The following is a 21,773-nucleotide window of genomic DNA, read 5'->3' as shown; positions in this document are numbered from 1 at the left end:
ATGAGCTGTTGCTGAAAGTCTGTCACGAAGCCGCCACCTTAGTATCCCGATTTGCAAACAAGAAGTAAACGTTCCTCAGGACAAAGATGAAACCACTCGAAAGAATCGCCGCAGCAAAGACGCCTTGCAATTGGGTCAAGTCCTGGGACGCGAGGGCCGCAATCTGTGCCATGATGGCAAGCGGAATATAGAGGGTTGGAGGCATCACCAAACCTCGGCTATTCATCAGCTGGCTCGTCACCCGATTCAGTGTCCCGAACGTGGCGGCTGCGAGAGACCATCGGAGCAGCATCTGCAGGCCGGCATATTTGTCACCAAGCAACCCAAGCAGCGCGTCCGGAAACGCCCACGCAAAGATATTGAATAAGATCAAGACACCGAAAAGCCCAACGACGATTTGGTAGAACTTCGCGGCAACTTGCCTTGGGTTCTGTTCCATGCGTGCAAAGCGTGGCACCATCAACGTTGCCAGGATACTGACCAAAACGGAAAGGAGTACCGAGATCCTTCCCAACGCCCCCACTTGTGCGATCGACGATGGGTTGCCGAGGATGGAAACAATCCAAATCGTGATCTGTGAGCTTAAACAAAAATAGATCGTAGTGGGCAGAATACGCCTGACGAGTTCTTGGATTTTCGTGCTGACTTCTGGGTCAGGCTGCTCCAGGGGAGAAGCATGCCTCGCCGAAAGAGTCCTCAGTTTCCAGTTGGCATAAACTTGTGAAAGCCCTGTCATTAAAATGGCTAACGAGGCAAACGGGAGAATGAACAAGACCACCGCATTCATTGCAAGACGCCAAATATTGCTTGTCACTTCAATCTTTTGCAATGATTGGATGTCTTGATTCAGTTTTGGTCCAATCTGCAAAAGTGTTCCAGTCAATGCAGACACGAACGTCGGAATTAAACAAGCCGAAATAGCGATGGCCTGCCAAATGGAGGCGCCATTTTTCAGCAAAAGGTAATTGAGCACAGGGATGGCGACCAAAAATGCGATGAGGCCAAACTTTCGCCGTAGATGAATTCCGGTCGCAATCACAGTTCCCAGCTTGGCCTCGTCCTGCCAAACTTTCCCACCCTGACTCATCACACCCGAAGCGATGCCACCATCGGCCAGCATCGTCATGGTCGCCAACATCGTGTTAGCGATCGTGTAAAGCGCATATTGCTCGACCGACAGCCAACGGATGACCAAAATACCGCAAATGAATCCAATCGCTTGCACGGTTGCCTGAGCGGAGCCAGTGATGGCGATCAGCTTGGTCCATTCACGTAGCTTGGCGAATCGCGGCCTGACCGCGTTTGCCGGGTGCGCTGCGTCTAGGACGGCTGGATCGATTGGTGCTGCCTGTGTATCTGACAAAGGAATCGCGAGTGGCGTGGTTTGGGAACTGAAGCTGACTTGTGCCTGCGTGGAGCTGGGAATCTTCAGGTCTGTTTAATTGCGCCCGAAGTCTTCAACCCGCTTTGCCCTTGTGACGGGACGACACTGCGAGACGACGATGCTGCGAGACAAATTGGGCCGGGCAGCTGATTGACCGCTCGACCTCCCCTCGCTTCGCTCGCCCCTCCTGCCAGGAGGATTAATATTGACCGTGCGATCCAAGCCTGAGCGAGCGGCGAATGCCTCAACAGGCGCCTTCTCGGAACAGGGCAGTTTTAATTGTTCGCCACAAGATGAAGATATCCTGGCTTAACGACCAATTGTGCAGGTAGAACCGATCATAAAAGACGCGTTCTTTGTACGATGTTTGATTGCGGCCACTGACCTGCCACAACCCAGTAATTCCGGGACGCACCATCCGGTACAGCTCATAAACATCGGGGTGCTCTTGGATGTACTCACGGTCATAGTTGCCACTGTCGACGATCGGCCGCGGACCTACCAAGCTCATCTCGCCCCTCAAGACATTAAATAGCTGTGGCAACTCGTCCAGGCTGCTCTTCCGCAGGAAGGCTCCAATCTTTGTAATCCGCGGGTCATTCTGCAGTTTGTGCGTGGCCTGCCACTCGGCTCGCATCTCCGGGTGATTGCTTAGATAGTCTTCGAGCTTCTGATCTGCGTTCACGACCATACTGCGAAATTTCATCGCATCAAACAACTCTCCATTCCGCCCCACGCGGCTCTGGCGGTAAAAGATCGGACCGGGGTCGATGCACTTCATGGCGACCGCAATCACCCCCATCACGAACAGCCAGATCGGCGCGGCCAGCCCAACCAAAAATAAATCCATCACGCGTTTGATCGTCAGGGCCATTGGGTTCACCAATGAAGTGTCACAACAAATCTCCACTTCGCCGCTGTTCTCACGCATCCGCATGCGCTCAATCGGCTGCTGCCCGAGATCACCAGGCAACATGACATGAGGGATCCCATGAAAGCAGTGAAAGTCTCGCCAACCGACGGTTTCACGATCAGCGACCGCCACCCGGCAGATCGACTCGCTCTTGAGAATCGACTCGAGCTCAGCCTGCGGCCCGAGCCAACGCAGCGGCATTCGCGAACTGAACACAGCAACCGAATGATTCGCCGACCAAGTCTGCCCCATGTCGGAAATCAACCCTGCCGCCCGAAACCCTTCGTGCCCCAACCCATCAATCCGCTGCACCAGACGCATCGCTCGCTCCCCACTGCCGATGACCGCCACCGGCTGCGTCCACCAGTCATAACGTTTTAACCTTTGCCGCGCAATCGGACGCAGCGAGGCCAGCCCTAAGAACAGAAGAGATGAAACGGCCAACCAACTGAAAACATGAAAGAACGACGGATTCGCGCGGGCCACCATTGCAAACGCGATCCCTAGGCTCACAAACACACTCGTGCGCAGAACCCCACGAAACTCTGCGGGATACTGAATCCCCACCCCGGGATAAAGGCCGTGCACGCTTTGCAGAAACACTGTCAGGAACACGATCGCGTAGGGAAAAACCGGATGCAGTGGCGCCCCCAACCAATAACTCAGCCACGCCCCAACCAGACTGGCTGCTACCGCAACGAGGACATCAACGACTAGCAGCGGAACCGCGGATGTGACATCTCGCATTGCCTGAATTCGACCAAGCCTTAGCGCGGTTGCTGAATCGATCTTGGGAATCGGATCCGCACCAACCGGAGGCGTGGGCCGCCTGATATCCTGCGGCGCCTGAAGCCTCTCGTAGCTGGCTGTCTTCTCAAAATCTGCCAAATTAACGTTTGGTGCTAGTTCCATCATGCTACCCCTTAAACAGGTGCTAACGATGCAGAGAGAGTACGCGATTAAAAAACATTGAACGACGCGAGCTCGACGGCTCATTGACTGCTAATAAAGCCAAAAAGGCCTACCACCTTGGCGACCAACGCGGATGATTCGCACGCTGGAATGAGCCCGCAAAAAGGCCCGGCTGCTGCTCGAGCGAACAGCGAGACCAATGCCCTCGCCCGCACACCAAACTCCCGGGCCTTGCCCTAACGATCGGACAGACGAGCCTCGGTGCTCGCGACTCCGTTGAGTCCGCCTGACTTCACATTTTCATGTGAGTGCCCATTGACGGACTGCTCTTCCATAACGGGGCCATCAGCAAACACATCGATCCGGCTGGGCCTCCCTTCCTGGGCCGGCAAGCCCGAGACACCCCGCAACTTCGCCGCAGACAAGCGGGCAGAAGATGAAACAGGCGTCTCTTCGTCTGCAACATCCGACGCGGCATAATAGCGGCGGTAGCTGGCGACGTAGCCGTTCTCTTTCTTGCCGTAATAGTTATAGGAACTGTAGCCGTAGTCGCCTGATCGCGGACTCTGCGTATTGATGACGACGCCCATCGCGCGACTGCCATGCTCATCGAGAATCTCGGCGGCACGCTGGACAATGGTGCGATTATTCTTGGCCACACGGACAGCCAACAGACAACCATCCACGTGCTCCGAGACAATAACCGGATCCGCCACTGCCAGCAGAGGCGGCGTGTCGATCAAGATCACATCGAATGCGGATCGCGCCTCGGCCATGAACTCGGCGAAACGATCGGTCTCTAACAATTCCGCAGGCTGGCTGGTTCGCGAACCATCGGTGCAGACAAACAGACCGGCCTGCTCGCACGGGTGCAAGACATCTTCGAACCCCGCCTTCCCTTTTAAGTAGTCAACCAAGCCATACTCAGCCGAGACACCGAGACTGGCTGCGACGGTAGGCCGACGCATATCCGCATCGACCAACAACACCCTCTTCCCCGTTTGCGCCATGGAGGCGGCGAGATTGACAATCATCGTGGACTTACCGTCCGCCGGACTCGGGCTGGTAATCATGAATGCACGCTTCCCCTCCGACTTGCACCGAAAAATGATCCCGGTACGAAGCACGCGAAACGTCTCCGCTTCGCTGCTACGGGGAGCATGAAAAGCGACAATCATTGGTGAGACCACCGAACCAGGCCGCACATGCCGCTTCAACTTGGACGTCTTCAACAGTGGCAAATGAGCCAGAATGGGAGCACCAACAACTCGTTCCACTTCCTCGGGATTTTTGAACGTACGGTCGAGCAACTCCGCAATCATTGCGAGCGCCGCCCCCAACATCGCCCCCAGCAAGATTCCGATGGCGGCGATTTTGGACTTAGCAGGCCAAACAGGCAGCATCGCGGGAGAGGGTGTTACCAGCAAATCAGTGGAAAACCCGGTGTAATCATTAGTCAGGTTAATCTCCTGCAACCGCTGGAAAACCTCATCGTAACGAGCCTGCGCCCGATCCAGATTCGCCTTCAAGGAGTTCCCCTCCATGAACGCCATTTGCACCTCTTTGGCAGCCTTCGCCTCCACCTCGGCAAGCGAACCCAAATCTCTTTCACGCGCTTCGTACTCTCGGACATCGCTCTTGAGCACGTTAAAATAGTGCCCCAACATATCCACGGTCGACACAACGACCTCGTCGTCAGCAACCTCAGGCTTGTCCTGCTGCTGCTTGGCAACGTACTGCTTCAGACTCTCGATCTCGTTTTCGACCTCTCGCACCGACGGGTGGCCGCCCCCCAAAGTCAATCTCAAGAAACTCAGCTTGCTCGATAGCTCGAGCATTTTGTCGTACTCCAACTTGGCCGACTGCTGCGACAGATAGCGAGACAACATGACCGACTCAAGATCGTCTTGGTCACCGCGATTCAAGGTAACCAGTGTTTTCAGTCGCGATAATTCCTCTTCGGTAAGAATCGCAAGCACCTCGGCGTCCGTAATCTCATCACGACTGCGCCCGCCCACAAAATCACGTATGGTCTGTCGCCGCGCCCGCACTTGAGCGAGCTTCTTTCGCGTCTCTGACAATTCCGACTCAATTTGCGCCAACCGAATCCGATGAACGTCCTGAAGAGACGCCTCACCATCCTGATTGGTATCAACCAGAGCGGGCATCGAGGCCAAGAACTCTCGATATGCCTTGTCCGCACGCCGAAGCGTCTCTTCATTCTTGAGCTGTGCATTCGCGATCAGATCGGCAGCTTCCGACCCAATGGCCCTGGACTGATTGTCGATGTAACTGAAATAGCTTTCGTAGACCGCCTGCAGGATCTTGGCCGCCATTTCGGGGTCCTCATCCTGGAAGGTCGCCGTAAGCATGTTGGCCGCCTCCGCATCGCCACTACCGCCCCGACCAACAGCCAGATTCTCCTGAATCTCACCAACGGTTCGATCCAACCGGGCCACACTGATGGCACGCTCGATCACCTTGCGACTCCGAAACAACTCCATGTGAGTCGACAGAATCACGTCCTCAATTGTCGTTGCTCCCTCGAGCAGACTGCTCGAACTCGCACGGTTCAAATCCGCAGAACGGTGCCCGACCAAAACAGCCAGATTCGACTGATAGACCGGCACTTGCTTGACATAAAACAAACATGCCAGCAGAGCCCCCACAAACACACCGAGGGCAATGAGGTGATAACGACGACGGAGAATCCCCAGAACATCGAGATCCAACTCAAAGTCGTCACCGTCGATATCGTCTTCTTGGTTTGTCATGAACCCTACCCCAAATCGCGGAAAAATACCCTGCGGTTGCCGTCTGCACGCAAGAACAGACCTCGCAACCATGGACCAGCCATCAAGAAACCGCAGGCCGAATATATAAAAGGGGACAAAAAGAAAACTACGGTCACTTCCACAGCAACGAAGCGAAGAACAGGTCGCTTGGCCCCGCCAAAAACAACCACCGTGAAACTGCGCACACTTCGTGCACATGGGTGACAGCGATTACTTTCAAAGCAACACAACTGCCACCTCCGAATACCCAACAATGAATGCTGGCCCCTTTTTATTAAGATCGCGTGAACGGGGATCAACATGAGCATTTCCCCGCACCCGATTTGTCAAACAGTAACCGTGATGCGGGGGGACTCAAGCGTAAACCAAAGACAAAATTCTGAACGGTAGCGAGTTCCCCCTTGTGGGTTCGTATCGGACCGGCACCGCTACATCACGCGATCTATTGGGACATTCAAGAGAGACAAGAGACGGAGCGTTTTCTCCACACTTCGCAACCGCGAAAAAGTGGACACCCAGCCACATAGTGAACACAAAGGACCCACCTGATTTACGTATGCCCGGCCTATCTTCCATCGCACCGCCGAACGAAACGCTTAGCGAACAATGCCCACAGATCGACCTCAACGCAGCCCATACGAGAGCGGTCGCGAGGTACGCCACCAACTGGGAAGCCGAATCGTTGCGGGGCTTCTCTGATCGGCAACTCACGAAATTTCGCGACAATCCGAAAGAAGCAAGCAAATTCATCCGCATCGGAAACTCCCCCAGCACGTCAGACGATCCAGCACGTCTCGCAGCATGGTCCCAAGTCTGCCGTGTCATCTTGAATTTGCATGAAACGATTACGCGTTACTAGCGGTGGGTCAAAGCCTCGGTTTAGGATCGCGAAACTCGCCAAGAGTGTCGGGAGGGTTCGTGAATCACACAAAGTCTTGGCGGCTTTCGCTACGCCCTTGAACCCTCATTCTTGATCGTGACGCACCACTAATTGGCTACTTTGAAAAAGCCGCGTTCTATGATCTGTGTCGAATGAATTGCGGTCGCCCATGCGACGGGTCAGTTTCGGTTGAATTCCGTATGAAGAGCCTGCAACGCTTGGCGTACGCCCCGATGGGAGTTCGCCAACTCAGGTTCGTCGGCCATCAGCAATTCCTCTAGCGCGACGTGCGACACGATTAGGTCAGGCCGTATCGCGAGGCTTCTGCGGAAGGCGTTGATCGCTGCGTCGACGTTTCCCGCGTTGCGTTCGCACACGCCGAGTAAATACCAATCGTTCGCATCGTGACGCACCTTCGCCAACTGGCGATATTGCAACAAAGCATCCTGGTTGTTCTGGGTTGCCAAGGCGAACTCTCCCAAGATATCACGGGCCTCATTGTTCTCCCGCGTTCCATCTCGTGCGTGAACGAGGATTCGCGCGGCCAACTGCACCGCGGTGTCGTGCTCACCCAACGACATCATGTTGCGAGCCAACATCGACTCAACCGCCACGTCCGCCTCGCCCGACTTCACGGCGTCGTATGCCGTTTGAATCGCCCAGGAAATTTGCCTAGCCAACTGCTGGAGAGGGACACCGGAAGTCACCGCATAGTGAACAGCCAAAACCGTCCTGCGAGTTTGTTCGGATTGAGCTAGTTCACGGTATTCCACCAATGGAACCAACTTCTGCTCGGTGACGGGCTCCACACTTGGAGAAGGCTCTCCTTTGTAAATACCGATTTGATGCTGGTGCAACGCCGCATGCGTCACGTCCGTCGCCCGACGAGGCATGTGGCATTGGGAACAGGCATTGTTGTTCCTCGCCATTCGAGTGGCATCGTCGACATCGCATGATTCCGATTCATGGCACTGCATGCATTTTTGCCGGTAGTAGTCGACTCGCGATTCTTGCGGTGGTTGGTAGTGCGGGTCATGACAGGTGATGCAGGTAAGCGTATCGGAACCGAGATAACAGACACTCTTGTGCAACTGTTCGACATGTCCGGCAACCTGAAATTCGTCGGTTCCCGAATGCTGAAAATCCGTGCGTACTTTCCCGAGCGGTTCCCCAGGTTGGAAGTCCCACAAAGTGGCACCCGCGGCAGTCGCGAAGGCCACACCCTGCAGATGGCATTGCTGGCAGATCGCTTCACTGAGTCCCCGATTCAAACGGCTCGGATGAACGATCGGGTCTTCGACGTCTAAGGAATCACGAAGACGTGCGGTCGCGCCATCCACATGAAAACGTCGATGATCTTCCCCAGGACCATGGCATCGTTCGCAACTAATGGAATGCTCGATGATTCGACACTCGCGACTATTTTCCTGCGAGCGTTCAACTCTTCCTACGTGACAGAACAAACAATCGTCGGACGCCATCCGCGAGAATGAAGGATGGATCGGCAGGTCATAACCAGGCGACACATCCCAACCTGCCTCTCGATACCAGGTAATCGGCGACTCCACGAACTTACCATCGGATTCACACAAATAGGTGCGTGCATGGGTTCCTGAACCGACCGTCAAACTGACGGGCAATTCGATCACAGACAATGTCTGTCCCTCTTTACCGACCAATGTTTCACGATGGAACAATCGGCCTTTCTCTCGAAACACGTCATACCGTGAAGAAGACCTGGCGTGCTCGAATGATGCTCCTTGGGGTTCCTGCTCGGGATCACTCACTCGGCAGGAACGCCAGTGTGCGGTTTCTGTGTACGACGCGAACTGCGACTCGTGACACCGGCGACACTCGGCCGTCCCTATGTAACCTTTCGAGATGCGATCCCCCGTCGGAGGAACGAACGCGTCGCCGGCTTGTTCGTTTTCAGAGGCACGCCCCCACTGGGAGACTGGTTCGATCTCTGACTGCCACAACATCAAATCACTGTTCCGCGTGGCAGCGTGCGGTGGGCTCGGAAGGATCACTCCCCACACTAGAATCTTCCAAACCAGAATCATTGCCCCCGCACTAACGAGTAGCCCCCCAACGAACATCGGCCAGAACCGCTGAGTTCGGGTTCGAAGCGGAGTTGGACGACGCTCTCCTTGCGATCGACAGGGACGACGTCTTCGCTTTGACAATTGATCTACTCCGATTCACCAACATGGTTACTCAGTCAACGGGACAGCTTACCAGTCAACGGGCAACGCCTTCGATCGCTTGGGAAGCCACCGACAGCAAACGCAGACCGCTTGGGTAAACGACACGAAAGAGGGCAAAGAAAAAACTCGGGTTCCACAAGGAAACCCGAGTTCTCGATTACATCATTCGCACATCAAGAGTCGAACAAATGGATGCTGTGATTACAACTCGGCTTGGATCGTCTCTTTCGATGCACGAGTACCGAGAGCTCCCCACAAACCATACGGGCTCTTCGAGCCAGGGGTCGACGATGGAGTTCCGGCAACACCTTCCCAGCTCACCATTTGAGCTTGGCTGTTACCTGCTTCGATTGAGTCGGTGATGAACTTGACCGCACCATCGCCCATCAGGACGTGAACACCGCCTTGGTGACGGCTACTCGGCGCAAAGACACCGTTGGCTTGGTCGCCGTCGGCAGCGGTAACCGTACCGGCGCCTGGAATGTTACTACCCGAGGCGGTGCCGCCGTGGATGTAACGAGTGGTCGAGGCACAGACCGCCGAGTTGGGCGGCAGGATCGTCGTCACACCGGTATAGAGCGGCAACGCCGATGCCCATTTGTAGCCACGGCCGATGCTCGAGTTTGTCTTGCCCAAATTGTCGGTGCCCGATGCCCAGAACTGAGGACGAGTCGGGTCGGTGCCGTCTTGGCACAGCGAAGGATTGCCACCAAGAGTCGATGCGGTCGTGGGAACACCAATGCCAACGCTCAAGAATTTAGCGTCGGTTCGGGTATCGCGATCACCCAGGTCAGTGGCGATCTCTCCCATGATCACGGTGTTGGCGAGACCGTCGAGGATGTCGCGAAACTTGGTTTGATAGCGTGTGACAAACGCACCGCGGTCGGCAGCACGCGATCGCTCCGCGTAACCTTGATGCGTGGTCAGAACGTGGCTCATCGGCCCAACGATTTGGCAATAAGCACTGTCACCCAAGCAAGCTGCGTAATTCGTTCGTCCCATCGAAGGCAAACCGGTTCCCGGGTCACTCGGGCAACGCAGCATCGGGAGGTTCGTCATCCAAGGCTCGTAGCCAATGTTCTGTGGGGTCGGACCCATCGCGTACCAAGGGTTCGGACCGGAACCGCTGGTGTTTTGAAGCGGGTTGACGATTTGCTCCCACACCGCCTGTTGCTCCATGAACGGCAACAATCCAACCAGCATGCTCAGTTGAGATTTGTTCTCGTTGTTGTGCCCGCCAAAGCTCCAACGCGGGAGATACGTTCCCGTACCGTGCTTAGGCATCGCGTTGTAGGCGCTGTGGTAGTTATGCACAGCCAAACCGAGTTGTTTGAAGTTGTTACTGCAACTCATACGACGAGCCGCTTCACGTGCAGCTTGCACCGCAGGCAAAAGCAACCCGACCAACACGCCGATGATGGCGATGACCACGAGAAGTTCCACGAGAGTGAAACCTCGATTTTTTTGACCATTCGTCATTTTGATAATCCGATCCTAAAGAACCCATAAAAAAAAGAGTCAGTTGGGTTGGTACCCAACCGCGACAACAAAGCAATTGCGAGGTGGCAAACCAGAGCAACGGCACGAAGTACCGACAGCGTCTGTACCCCTGATCGACGAGTTGTCACCAACACGCGAAGGGCAAAACCACCAAAGCAACCCAGAGTCGTTTCCTTCTCAGCGAGAAGACCGCGATCCCGGATTCGGCGACAAGAATGCACCAACTCTCAGTTGATACCCTCCCGACGAAGCCTTATTGTATAACAATATTACAAGGATCGATCCTCTTAAACCCTAGGTTAATGGAAAAATGGAACGTTTTATTCATGCATTGTGCTTTGGCGTGGTAATTTCGACGACACTCGCCGGATGCGGCGGATCGGGCGCGAGCAGTGCCTATGACGGGGCAAGTGAGCAAGAGATTGCTGACTTCAAGGCCCAATACGCGAAAGACCAGGCCCGCCAAGAAGCGGAAGCAAATTCGATGTCCGGCAAGTGATTACCGGCGATCGAGATAGATGACCGCGAGACAGAATGCGGGGCGCGAAAGCCGGGAGATGAATAATGCCTGCGGACTGACCATCCGAGCGATGCGAGTTGTTGCCCTCATGAAGGCATTTGCCCCGCGTTTTGGTGTCCCGCGAGTGACACTCGCGTCGCTGACGTGATCATGCGAAACAAAAAAAGCCCCGTCGACTCAGTGTCCGACAGGGCTTTTTTCGTAGAGAGCGGAGGACACGAGACTCGAACTCGCAGCCCCTTGCGGGGTACCTCAGTTCCAGTGAGGCTGCTCACCAATTCGCTTATCCTCCCAATTCGACCGAGGAGGCGGACCTTCTCAACCTAGTTTCCTGCGACAATCTGATCCGCAGTCAACTTGTTTAATTTTGCTCTACGGTGGCGTTTTTGGCAACCGCCTACGACGGGCAATTGGTGACACCCGCCGACACATCTTTCGGCTCAGATCCCTACAAGACGCAGGAAAACCGCTTTAACCGTCAATAAATCGCCTTCGAGCCCCCTAAATTATCAATTTTTCGTTCCGCTTCGTTTGCGTTTCGCTACAATCGGTGGTCCGGACCGGGGAGGTCCGATTCATGCCGCGGCATTTGATCGCACCTGCATGAAGGGCTCGCAACTCGATCATTTAGGATGGCACCCATGCGGGATGACACTCCGCCAAACTCGCGCGACCAGGCTCCTCAACCACAGGAGCTGGTCTCCTTCCGCCTCAAAGTGCCCGCACCCGAGACAGGTCCGCTGATTACTAGCGACGCGATCCAAGGCCGAGTGACTCCTCCCCCCGTCGCGAGCACCACGCGAGTTGAAGGAACAGTGGCATCCGCCGCACCGCATTTCGGCCCCACCGCAGAACGCCAGACCGAGGCGCCTACCCCTCCAAATCCAGGCAGCCCCGATCCCGTCTTCCCCACGACGATCAGTGAGGACGCCCAAACAGACGACCTGGGCACAGTTGTCAATCCAAACGTTGCCGCAATCGCGGGGAACACGATCGCCTCCGACAACACCGCCACCCCAAACAACACGTCCGGCCCAGAAAACACAGACAACCAGGACACCACAGGCAACCAGGACACCACGGACGAACTGGACTCATCCGGCACCGCTGTTGAATCCGACCAATCCGAAACGGATGACACGGAAACCGAGTCCCCGGTCGTGGTCAAAACAGGCCCCAATCCAATCATTCAAAGCGTGACGTTGGTCGCGTCGATGGTTGTCATGCTGCTGATCGCCCGCTTCAGCGTGCCACGCATTGTGGAGGAGATTCGATACTCGTGGCACCGTGGCGAACTCCGCGCCGAATACGAAACCGGCGGTGAAGGCCTCAAAAATGTCTCGCTCGACTCACTCAGTCGTGCCTACGAAATGGTGACGTCCCGGATCGGACCTTCGGTGGTTCACATCGAAGTCAAACGCAAACCGGCTCCTAACGAAGAGCAGATGCATCGTCTACTCGGCGGTGAAATGTTTGGGATGTCCGACCAAGGCAGCGGAGTCATCGTGGATGCCGACGGATACGTTTTGACCAACCGTCACGTCATCGCCGATGGAGAATCAATCTCGATCACGTTGGGAGATGGACGCAGGCTGCCCGCGGAAATCATCGGTTCCGACTCACTGACGGACTTGGCTGTACTGAAGATCGAAGCCGACCGATTGATGCCTATCAGATGGGGCGACAGCGATTCCCTGCGGGTCGGCTCGCCGGTTTGGGCGGTTGGCAGTCCTTTCGGCCTGGATCGGACGGTGACGTTCGGCATCCTCAGTGGAAAACATCGTTGGGTTCGCGCCGGCGAACAACACGGTGCCAGCGGTCGATACCAGGACTTCATGCAGAGCGATGTCGCGGTGAACCCCGGAAACAGCGGCGGCCCGCTCGTCGATGCGAAAGGCACTTTGGTCGGGATCAACACGGCAATCGTCGGCGACACCTACCAAGGAGTCAGCTTTTCGATCCCGAGCAATCTTTCGCGACAAATCTACGAATCCATTCGCACCAACGGGCGCGTGCAACGCGGCTACCTCGGCGTCAGCTTGCAAGAAGTTCCTGACGAGATGCTGGCCAGCGAAAATACTCGCGTTCGAGGCGCTCTGGTCACGGGAATCGCAGGCGAATCATCGCCCGCCGGCGTTGCCGGTGTCCTCGCCGGAGACGTTGTCCGTAAGGCTGACGGAGAGGAAATCTTCGATGTCGGCCACCTCATGCGGATCGTCGGGAAAGCCGGAGCAGGGGCGGCCATCGTCCTGGATATCCGCCGCGACGGTGAAGACCTCCAGGTCACCGTCAACCTCGGCACTCGCCCGTTTGAACTGGACGAGTAACCCACCGATCCCGTCCACCGCAGTGACGGAGAGTGGCCTGATTGCGGGCCTGTTTAATTGCAAAGCTGACCAGTTGCCAACCTGACCAATTGCAGACTTGTCAGTCGCAGACTGATTCGCTGCCGCAAACAAATTGAGTGCGAAGCAGCGAACCTCGCTCGGTAACCTAACCACCTCGCGTAACAGTTTGTCGATTTAATCAAGAGTCAACCTGTTTTCGTTCAACCGGTAGCCGTAGGCGACTTGCAGTAGCAAGTAAGTCGCCTCTGGCTGCCCGTTTAACGAATAAATCAACAGCCCGGTTAGCGACGTGGGGTCTGCCATTGAACGGGACGATCGGCCGAAGAGAACGCCGGTTGATTCGCCGCCGGAGCAGCATCGGCGTAGCCGCCACCGGACATCGGCTGGGAAGCGTCCGCCGGATTGTAGGGTTGCAAATTCGGAGGAGCCGGGGTTGGCGAGAGTGCGCTGCCGGCACCCTGTGGACTCGTTGAGTTCCATCCCGACTGTGCGTTCGGATTGACCGGTTGTGTACTCGGGCTCTGCTGTGGAATTGGGCTAAAAGTTGGATTGGGCTGCAACTGCGTTGCCGGATACTGTCCCGGCGAATTCGCGGGCGGTTGATACCCAACGCTGCCCGATTGCCCAACGAACTGTCCGGCCTGGTTGTTGTAGCCGTAGCCACCTGAGTACCCGGGAGGCGGAGGCGCGTTGGTGAGATCGTTCACCGGCATTCCACCGGTTCGCAGTGAATTGCTGCCACCGGAATTGCTGCCACCTGACAAATTCATTTGCGGGCTCATCACCACGCTCTGGTTCGAACTGGTTTCCGTCCATCCCGAACCGGCCGGAGCCGAGGAGGTGCCACCGGCGAGTGCGATCTGGTTTCCGGACGCGGGGGCCGCAACGGATGGTTGGTTAAAGCTCATCGGCTGCAACGTCGTCGGTGCGTAGCTCGCCGGAGTGGTGCCGATCGCCGAACCAGCAACCGCGTTTGGGTTTCCGTAGGATCCGGTCGCCGGGGGCGGTACGCGTGCGGAAGCACCAAACGGACCTAGTGCGGGAAGCGTCGGACCAGCCACCGGTGCTTGGCCGGGGAGCTGAGTGATCGGTGCCACCGCCGTTCCGTTCGGACCGCCCGCATGCTGGCAACCGACCGATGCGATCAACAATGCAGAACCCATTCCCGCGATCCCGCGACGGCCGGACGACATCGAAACGCTGATCAGCCGCGACACACCGCGATGGCAACGCGATCCGGGCGCACGGCGTCGGAGTGATCGGGCGGAAAAGGTGGGGGTGATTAACTTCATCGGGATGCTTCCGATCGTTCAGTCGAGTGGGCTCGAGCGGCACGAAACTTCTTCGCATTCGCATGGAAACATCGGCTTTAACAAATCTCGGTATTTTGTCGAAAGACCGTTTCCGGTGCCGCACTGCAACATCGATGCACGCATCCGCGAGAAATCCAACCGCGAAGGATGCCGTTAGACGGTCGGCGGAGACTGCACCGGCGGCAGGTCGGGTGCTTTCCAGTGGTCCGACGCCACCGCAACCTCTTCCACTTCTTGCCCACCTGCCGATTGTCGCAGCAGCAAATAAATGCCGCCGGTCATCGCCCAAAGGAACATGATCGCAACCACCGCGGGCAGCAGCTCCAAACAGGCGATCAGGGCCGGATTGGGAGCGGACACGACACCACAAAGACTTCCGCCCACCCGACAGATCGCAGCCCAGGCGGACACCACGACCGCGGAAATCACCGTTGCGACGCCAATCAACAAAACCAATTGAGGCAGCCGGCGAAGCGTGTACTCATAACCGCGGCTGAGCGAATCGAGCGGGTCGGGGTCCGGCTCGACCATCAACGAAGCCAACGCGAGCGGTGTTGCAATTCGCCCACCCAAGATTAAAACGGCCGCTACCAAAGTCGCTGGCAAAACGATCGGCAACGTCAACCAGTTCGCCCAGTTGCCGACGTCCGATGGACCACCCAACCAATTCGAAAACCAGTTCAGTCCCAAAACGATACCGGCGAAAAATGTTGCGACCAGCGTAGGCAAAACCACCACCAAAACGCCGCGGCCGATCCTCCGAAAAGCATCACCAAACGTGACGAGGTAAGACGGCGTGTCACGCCCGGCGGTCAGCAACGCCCCGACACGAACCAAAGCCATCGAAGTCGGCAACCAAAGCACGATCGTCCAAACAACGAGCACCCAACTCCATCGCTGCGATAAAAATTCGCCGCCCGGCAGACCGCCTGTCCACTCATTGGCGAACGGGAGGCGGGGAATGAATGCGTCGCTCGGTGAAGCAACCGTTCCAATCGCCAAACCCAGGACCGATCGAACCGACATCGGCTGCTGAAGATCGCTATCGAAGGCAACATGCTCTGGATTTTGAGTCAACCAAACCGCACCGGCAAACCAAACTGCGAATACTAAAAAACAGTGCGTCAACCAAACCGGACCTCCGGCGACACGGCAAACGCGGACCAAACGCAGCCACGGAAACACATCGACCCATGTTCGCACTTTGTCGAACAAACGTTCCTCCGGCCCCTTCACCATTTTCTTTGCGTCGCTGGCGTCGCGGCGGGATGATTCTCGATCGCGGTGGCTCTCTACGTCGCCGGCGGGCGCAGACTCATCCGCACACCGATTCTGCTCGCTCGCCAGCGAAATCGTCGGAGCACCAGGCGTTGATTCGGGCGACTTTTCGGTCGATTCGGCTTCTGTATTCATCACCTTAGTATTGGCGACCGGAGGTCAATTGCCGAGAGGGATACCATTCGCTTGGGTTGGGCATAACGATCCAGTTCGGGTCGGCATCGTGAGCAACAACGCCCGCGTGAATCCTGCAAACAGCCGCCGGAAGGCTGGAACGGGCGATCGCAATTTCCGCGAACATCCGGATTGGCGGACGACTCTGATCTCCGAGACTCGCTTCCACAGATCCGGGAACCGCGTTCCCCAAAATGTTGCGGCTAGCCCCGTTGTTACTAGCCTTCGATGCGAGGCCGGCGTCACCAGAGCCCACCGCGGCGTACCAAACCGGGTTCACCTCTGCCCCGCCGTGGACGCAGGCTCTCCGCGTTCCATCAGGTGCCAAGTCAAACTGCAGCGACGTGACGTAATCTCCATCACAATCGAGCAGCAATCGGAAGTGACGTGGCCGATCCGAATACAGCGCGACATACAAATAGTCCTCGTCGGCGGCGCACTTCGCCGTCACTTGTTCGCGATCCCATACATCGGCAATCGACCAACACGCATCATCATCGCGGGCGTCGAGCAATGGTCGTTGCCGAGCATGCGGCGGGGAATAACGGGACACCGCACGTTTTGCGGGCTCCGCAGCAACCGGCATCTCATCCCGACCAAGTCCATCCCGATCGAGTGAGTCGCCATCACGTCCACGCTGACGGTCGGATAAACGTTTACTGACCATTGGAACCACACCACGGACTGCCATCACAACAGGGTGGTAGTCCCAGTTGACTCTCGCCGCGATCGAATTGTCATCAGATTTCGATGTCTGTCCCTTTTGATCAGCGAGAGAAGATAGAGGACTCGCAAACCCGTTCATCCTTCCGGTGGATTGCCAAACCGTTCGCTGAGTCTCGGGCACCAAGATTTGCGGCGCCGGTCGCCCATGCGACTCCATCCCCGACAAGTAGGCAACCGGAGCTACCTGAAACGGCGACAGCGGTTGCACACCCGCGCCGGCATCGGCGTGGCTCTCCGGCGCATCGCCTGGCACCTCGCCCGCCGACAACTCGGAGGCCGAATCATTCGATGCGCTTGGGCGTTTGATCGCAAAAGCCCGAACCATGTTTGCTTCCACGCTCGTCGACATCGCCGAACAGCGCAGCTCAGCCCAACGACGAATCGATGCCGGACGCGCGTTTTGGGCCAACAGTTCCAAAAGAACATCACGCGCCAAATTGGCGTCTCCATTGACTTGCCCGCATCCGATCAACCCTTCCCACAACAGCCTGGTTCGGTCGTCCGGCGCGGTCAACGCGAGCACCTGTTCCACCTGCATTTTTAGCTGATTTCGATCTTGCCGAGGCTGCTCTCGCTTTGCCCCTGCGTGCAGTTTTTCCTTGAGGCGAACGGTTTGATTCATCCGCGCCGTTGTGATCTGCAACTGCCGGTGGGATGCGGTCTGTTCTTGCCCTTCCTGTCGGTTTTGTCCTGTCGTTAAGCCGACACCGGCGGCCAAGGACACATCACGACGCACGCTCCCCGATGAGTCATCGAGAGTTGCAATCTCAATCGCGTCAGGCGAAACGTGTCCGGGTGCTGCCATCATCAACGCGTCGACGGAGAGGTCGTTAGCGAGCGCACCGACACCGGTTAACAATGCGTTGCCCCGGAGAACAGAAGCGTGCTTCCATGCTCTTTCCCAGGGCCGTGGCGACTCGCAACCGCAATCGATGGCGTGCCCCTCGGCGTCGAGCGGACGCGTTAAAACGATCCGTTGAGGCCCGAGCCATTGCTCGGTGGCATGCGATTGCTCAGTGAAGGCCCGCGTGCGGATTCGTTCGATCACGGTGAGCCACGATTGGATCGTTCTCACCCCGAGACTCTCATCGAGAACCACAACCGAGGGACGATGCTCCCGCAGCCACTCGCTTTTTCGCTCGGTTTCATCAGCGACGCCTCGCTCCGCCAACGTACTGCCGATTAAATCCGCGGACGAACCGTCACTCCAGGAACCATGCACCTCCGACACTCCCAACATCGCCGCGGCCGCCCGGCAACGGTCGAGCAATTTTTGTTTCCCGGAATCATTCTTGCGATTTGCCGATCGATGCGTCGCGTCCTCATCGAGGTAGATCGCCGTCCGTCTCTGTTCCTGCAGCGTTTCGCGTCCCACGATCGACCACGGGACTGTCGCCGCCGAGGATGCAACAAACAAGACGCCGGTCCGGCGTTGCTCGCCGCGCAGAGACCTCCAAGTCGTCTCTCCCTTCACGCGGCGGAAAACCCTGCCGTGTGAGGCAACCGCGAACTCGAACCCGGTCGGTGCCTGACACAGGTCTTCCACCGTGACTTGTCCGGATGAGGTGGCGACCACTCTCGGGGCGTCCACGCGATTGCGGGTCGCTTTTTCGGAGGAGGGCAGGATGTCTTCGACCCAACTCTCGCCTCCGTCGTAACTACCGAACCGGTTCACGCCGCTGGCTTCGGACGCATCGCCCACCGCCTCGATTGCTCCACGGCCGCCGAGGGCGACGGCTCTCAACCGCGGCAGCTCGTGCGCATCGGCGAGCATCCAGCTTTCTCCGGCATCGTGGCTGACCACACACACGCCGCGGCTGATTCCGGTCACTGGTTCATAGCCACCACCGACGACAACCACATCACGGGCGGATAGCCACAACACGTCCGAAAATTCACAAAACGGGATCGGCACGACTCGCTCTCGCCGGGTGGGGCCCGATCGCATGCCTGTGCTGAAGAGCCCACCTGCCATTCCGGACGATCGCGGGTTCTCTGAATTGGAATCCTCCGAGACCACCGAAACATATTCAATCGGCCACCACGATTCACCGTCATCGTCACTCCGCAGAATCGTTCCGGCGTCTCCGACCGCGATTCCGATGGAACCCGACGCCTGGCGGGGTTGGTTATAGGCGACCGACGCCACCTCGGGCGTTCGATGGGAATCCAGCGGAGAAAACGCGACCGCCCGCAAACAACTTGCTCGGCGAATTTGCGCAGGAGACACATAAGTGGGCTGGAAAGAGACGCTCTCGAGATCGAAGGAATCGGGCTCTGCCGCGACCGCGACGCCCGCCAACTCCAACGAACCAATCACGCACAGCACCCACGCCACCAACCACAATCCTCCCCGGCCGCGTTTTGTCGGTACGCCACAGTCTGCCCCGAACCAATCCCGCGAGCATTGTGTTTCGCGTTCCCGAACGTCCTCTGCCGCATCGCCTCCCCAAGCCCCCGCGAGGGCCGCGTTTGCTGTTATGAAAGCGGCGATCCGATCCTTCTTCAGCGTTCGTTTCATGAGAGCACCTCTCGAACCGAGGCGGCGGCGAGCAGGAACAATGTGCAGCCACCGATCAGGTTGACGCTCATCAGCGTCAGACTCACCGAGGCTTTCCCCTCGGTCCCCAGCACCGCGGCATCTCCGACGAGCGTGCTGAACGTCGTCAAACTCCCCAAAAAACCGACCCGAATCGCCAACAAAACCCGTGGATTCATGGGCGTCTCCCCAACCGCCGCGAGGGTTTCTACCCACTGATACAGGCCGCCCAAAATCAGGCAGCCGCACAAATTCGCAATGGTCATGGCAAAGCTCGCCCCACCACCCACAACGTGACTCAGGCTCGCAATAAGCTTCGATAGCGGGGACTGAGTGCACAACAGCGTCAGTCCGTAGCGGCTTAAAGCGCCCAAACCTCCACCGATTGCCACCGCAATTAGGTTTATTGACCAACCGATCATGGACACTTCCCTGTTTTCACCATTGTCAGTTTGCTGCGTGGAATTTACTTTGAGGGGTCAAGAATCGGAAGTTTTCTTGTCCCGAGGCAAGGGCCATCCGGGCCCATCCTTCCCAAACAGGCTAGAATTCTCGCCGTTTTCCTACACCCCACTACTTTTTGAATCGAAAGACCCCGCTGATGAGTACCGCTTCGAGCACGTCTACCGCCACCGAGCAGCACGTGATGAACGGAGCCGATGTCCTGGTCAAATCTCTCGTCGACCATGGTGTCGAAGTACTTTTCGCGTACCCAGGCGGGTGCAGCATGCCAATGCACCAGGCATTGACGCGATTCGGAGATTCAATTCGGACGATTTTGCCACGGCACGAACAAGGTGGCGCGTTCGCCGCCCAAGGCTACGCACGCAGCACCGGTAAAATCGGTGTCGTGATGGCGACCAGCGGCCCGGGAGCGACCAACCTCGTCACCGCCATCGCGGACGCGAAACTCGACAGTATTCCTATGCTGTGTATCACCGGGCAGGTTCCGACCGGCGCGATCGGAAGCGACGCGTTCCAAGAAACCCCGATGGTGGAAATCTGTCGTGGTATCACCAAACACCATTACCTCGTGACCGATATCGCGGACCTGCCGCGAATCATGAAAGAGGCGTTCCACGTCGCGATGAGCGGTCGACCTGGGCCGGTTCTGGTCGACATGCCCAAAGACGTGCAGTTGAGCGATTTGGCGATCGACATGGATCCGCCGATGGACCTGCCCGGATACGACGCGTCGACTCCCACGGTGCCGCCCGAAACCATCCGGCAAATCGCTGCCGCGATCCGCATGGCTCGGCGTCCGGTCATCTATTCCGGCGGCGGAATCGTGATGGGCGAAGCCGCTGAGGAATTGCGGACCCTGATCGCCAAAACGGGCATCCCTACGGTGACCACCCTCATGGGGCTCGGTTCGGTCGAACCGGACAACCCTTATTCGCTCGATTGGTTGGGCATGCACGGTGCCGCCTACGCCAACTACGCGGTTCGCGATTGCGATTTGCTGATCGCCTTGGGTGTGCGTTTCGACGACCGTGTTACGGGCAAAGTCGAGGCGTTCGCGAAGGACGCGAAGATCATCCACGTCGATATCGACGCCTCCGAACTGAATAAAAACAAACAGGCCCACATTCCGGTCCGCGGCGACGTCAAACAGGTTTTGACCGAATTGAACCGGATCGTGCAGAAGCCCGATATCAGCGATTGGCAGAAACACTGCACCGAACTGAAAGCAAAATACCCGCTGAAGTACGACACCGAATTCGATGGCATCTTGCAACAGCACGCGATTCGCACGCTCAGCGACCTGACCGCCGACCGCGAAACCTACATCTCCGTCGGTGTGGGCCAGCACCAAATGTGGGCGGCCCAGTTCTACAAATTCCGCCAACCGCGGACTTGGATGAGCAGCAGCGGGCTAGGAACGATGGGCTTCGGATTGCCCGCCGCTATGGGCGTTCAAGCGGCCCATCCCGGCGCGCTCGTGATCGACATTGACGGCGACGGTAGTTTCCAGATGAATATCCAGGAACTCGCGACATGCTTCTGCGAAGAACTGCCCGTGAAGATCTTGCTGCTCAACAACCAACACCTCGGTATGGTGGTGCAGTGGGAAGATCGCTTCATGGAGCGGAACCGGGCACACACCTACCTCGGCCCGATCCATCACGACGAAGCCAAGGGCAAGAGCTCAGCCGACCGATTCGAATACGCCACCGACCGCTACCCGAACTTCGTCGAGATCGCCAAGGGTTACGGATGCGGTGCCGCGACGGTCAAACGCAAAGCGGACCTCGAAGGTGCTCTCAAAGAGATGATCGACTCG

General features: G+C 57.3%; 13 protein-coding genes and 1 tRNA gene. 4 read left to right on the top strand and 10 right to left on the bottom strand.

Going from position 1 to position 21,773, the window contains the following annotated elements:
* Nucleotides 1-22 precede the first annotated feature (22 nt).
* The 3 genes from RSSM_RS02075 to RSSM_RS02065 form a co-directional block, all read right to left on the bottom strand.
* Nucleotides 23-1,363: a lipopolysaccharide biosynthesis protein gene (locus RSSM_RS02075; RefSeq protein ID WP_008673993.1), complete on the bottom strand. Its 1,341-nt coding sequence runs from the start codon at nt 1,361-1,363 to the stop codon at nt 23-25.
* A gap of 265 nt (nt 1,364-1,628) precedes the next feature.
* Nucleotides 1,629-3,044 carry an exopolysaccharide biosynthesis polyprenyl glycosylphosphotransferase gene (locus RSSM_RS02070; RefSeq protein ID WP_160168084.1) on the bottom strand — a complete coding sequence of 472 codons (1,416 nt, stop codon included), beginning with the start codon at nt 3,042-3,044 and terminating at the stop codon, nt 1,629-1,631.
* Nucleotides 3,045-3,445: 401 nt separating this feature from the next.
* On the bottom strand, nt 3,446-5,983 hold the full coding sequence (locus RSSM_RS02065) for a GumC family protein (RefSeq protein WP_008673987.1): 2,538 nt from the start codon (nt 5,981-5,983) through the stop codon (nt 3,446-3,448).
* Nucleotides 5,984-6,560: 577 nt separating this feature from the next.
* Here RSSM_RS02065 and RSSM_RS02060 point away from each other — a divergent pair.
* Nucleotides 6,561-6,863, top strand: a complete 303-nt coding sequence (locus RSSM_RS02060) for a hypothetical protein (protein ID WP_008673985.1) — start codon at nt 6,561-6,563, stop codon at nt 6,861-6,863.
* A gap of 200 nt (nt 6,864-7,063) precedes the next feature.
* Here RSSM_RS02060 and RSSM_RS02055 read toward each other — a convergent pair whose 3' ends face one another.
* Nucleotides 7,064-8,947, bottom strand: a complete 1,884-nt coding sequence (locus RSSM_RS02055; protein WP_008673984.1) for a tetratricopeptide repeat protein — start codon at nt 8,945-8,947, stop codon at nt 7,064-7,066.
* A gap of 345 nt (nt 8,948-9,292) precedes the next feature.
* Nucleotides 9,293-10,570 carry a DUF1559 domain-containing protein gene (locus RSSM_RS02050; RefSeq protein WP_008673981.1) on the bottom strand — a complete coding sequence of 426 codons (1,278 nt, stop codon included), beginning with the start codon at nt 10,568-10,570 and terminating at the stop codon, nt 9,293-9,295.
* 331 nt (nt 10,571-10,901) lie between these two features.
* Between RSSM_RS02050 and RSSM_RS02040 the strand changes: the two genes are divergently transcribed.
* Nucleotides 10,902-11,090, top strand: a complete 189-nt coding sequence (locus tag RSSM_RS02040) for a hypothetical protein (protein ID WP_008673978.1) — start codon at nt 10,902-10,904, stop codon at nt 11,088-11,090.
* Between the two features lie 230 nt (nt 11,091-11,320).
* Here the strand turns inward: RSSM_RS02040 and RSSM_RS02035 are convergent.
* Nucleotides 11,321-11,403: transfer RNA gene (locus RSSM_RS02035), tRNA-Ser, on the bottom strand.
* A 340-nt stretch (nt 11,404-11,743) separates the two neighbouring features.
* Here RSSM_RS02035 and RSSM_RS02030 point away from each other — a divergent pair.
* The gene (locus RSSM_RS02030; protein ID WP_390174036.1) at nt 11,744-13,438 is read left to right on the top strand and encodes a S1C family serine protease; all 1,695 of its coding nucleotides are present in this window, start codon (nt 11,744-11,746) and stop codon (nt 13,436-13,438) included.
* A 302-nt stretch (nt 13,439-13,740) separates the two neighbouring features.
* Here the strand turns inward: RSSM_RS02030 and RSSM_RS02025 are convergent, their stop codons facing one another.
* From RSSM_RS02025 to RSSM_RS32070, 4 genes are all read right to left on the bottom strand, one after another.
* Entirely contained in the window at nt 13,741-14,751 is a 1,011-nt protein-coding gene (locus RSSM_RS02025) for a hypothetical protein (protein WP_063708998.1), read from the bottom strand.
* A gap of 174 nt (nt 14,752-14,925) precedes the next feature.
* Nucleotides 14,926-16,185 (bottom strand): hypothetical protein, encoded by a 1,260-nt coding sequence (locus tag RSSM_RS02020; protein ID WP_236620886.1) that lies wholly within the window; start codon nt 16,183-16,185, stop codon nt 14,926-14,928.
* Nucleotides 16,186-16,189: 4 nt separating this feature from the next.
* Nucleotides 16,190-19,471: a DOMON domain-containing protein gene (locus RSSM_RS02015; RefSeq protein ID WP_008673968.1), complete on the bottom strand. Its 3,282-nt coding sequence runs from the start codon at nt 19,469-19,471 to the stop codon at nt 16,190-16,192.
* The gene (locus tag RSSM_RS32070) at nt 19,468-19,911 is read right to left on the bottom strand and encodes a fluoride efflux transporter FluC (RefSeq protein WP_081613664.1); all 444 of its coding nucleotides are present in this window, start codon (nt 19,909-19,911) and stop codon (nt 19,468-19,470) included. The genes RSSM_RS02015 and RSSM_RS32070 overlap by 4 nt, the downstream gene beginning before the upstream one ends.
* Nucleotides 19,912-20,090: 179 nt before the next feature.
* Between RSSM_RS32070 and ilvB the strand changes: the two genes are divergently transcribed.
* On the top strand, nt 20,091-21,773 hold a 1,683-nt coding region (gene ilvB, locus RSSM_RS02005; protein ID WP_044300655.1), incomplete at its 3' end, for a biosynthetic-type acetolactate synthase large subunit.

Origin of the sequence: Aporhodopirellula sallentina SM41 (genome assembly GCF_000346505.1) — a bacterium.
Classification (GTDB): domain Bacteria; phylum Planctomycetota; class Planctomycetia; order Pirellulales; family Pirellulaceae; genus Rhodopirellula; species Rhodopirellula sallentina.
Note: the sequence above shows the minus strand (reverse complement) of the source record. Positions and strands in the feature narration are given on the sequence as shown.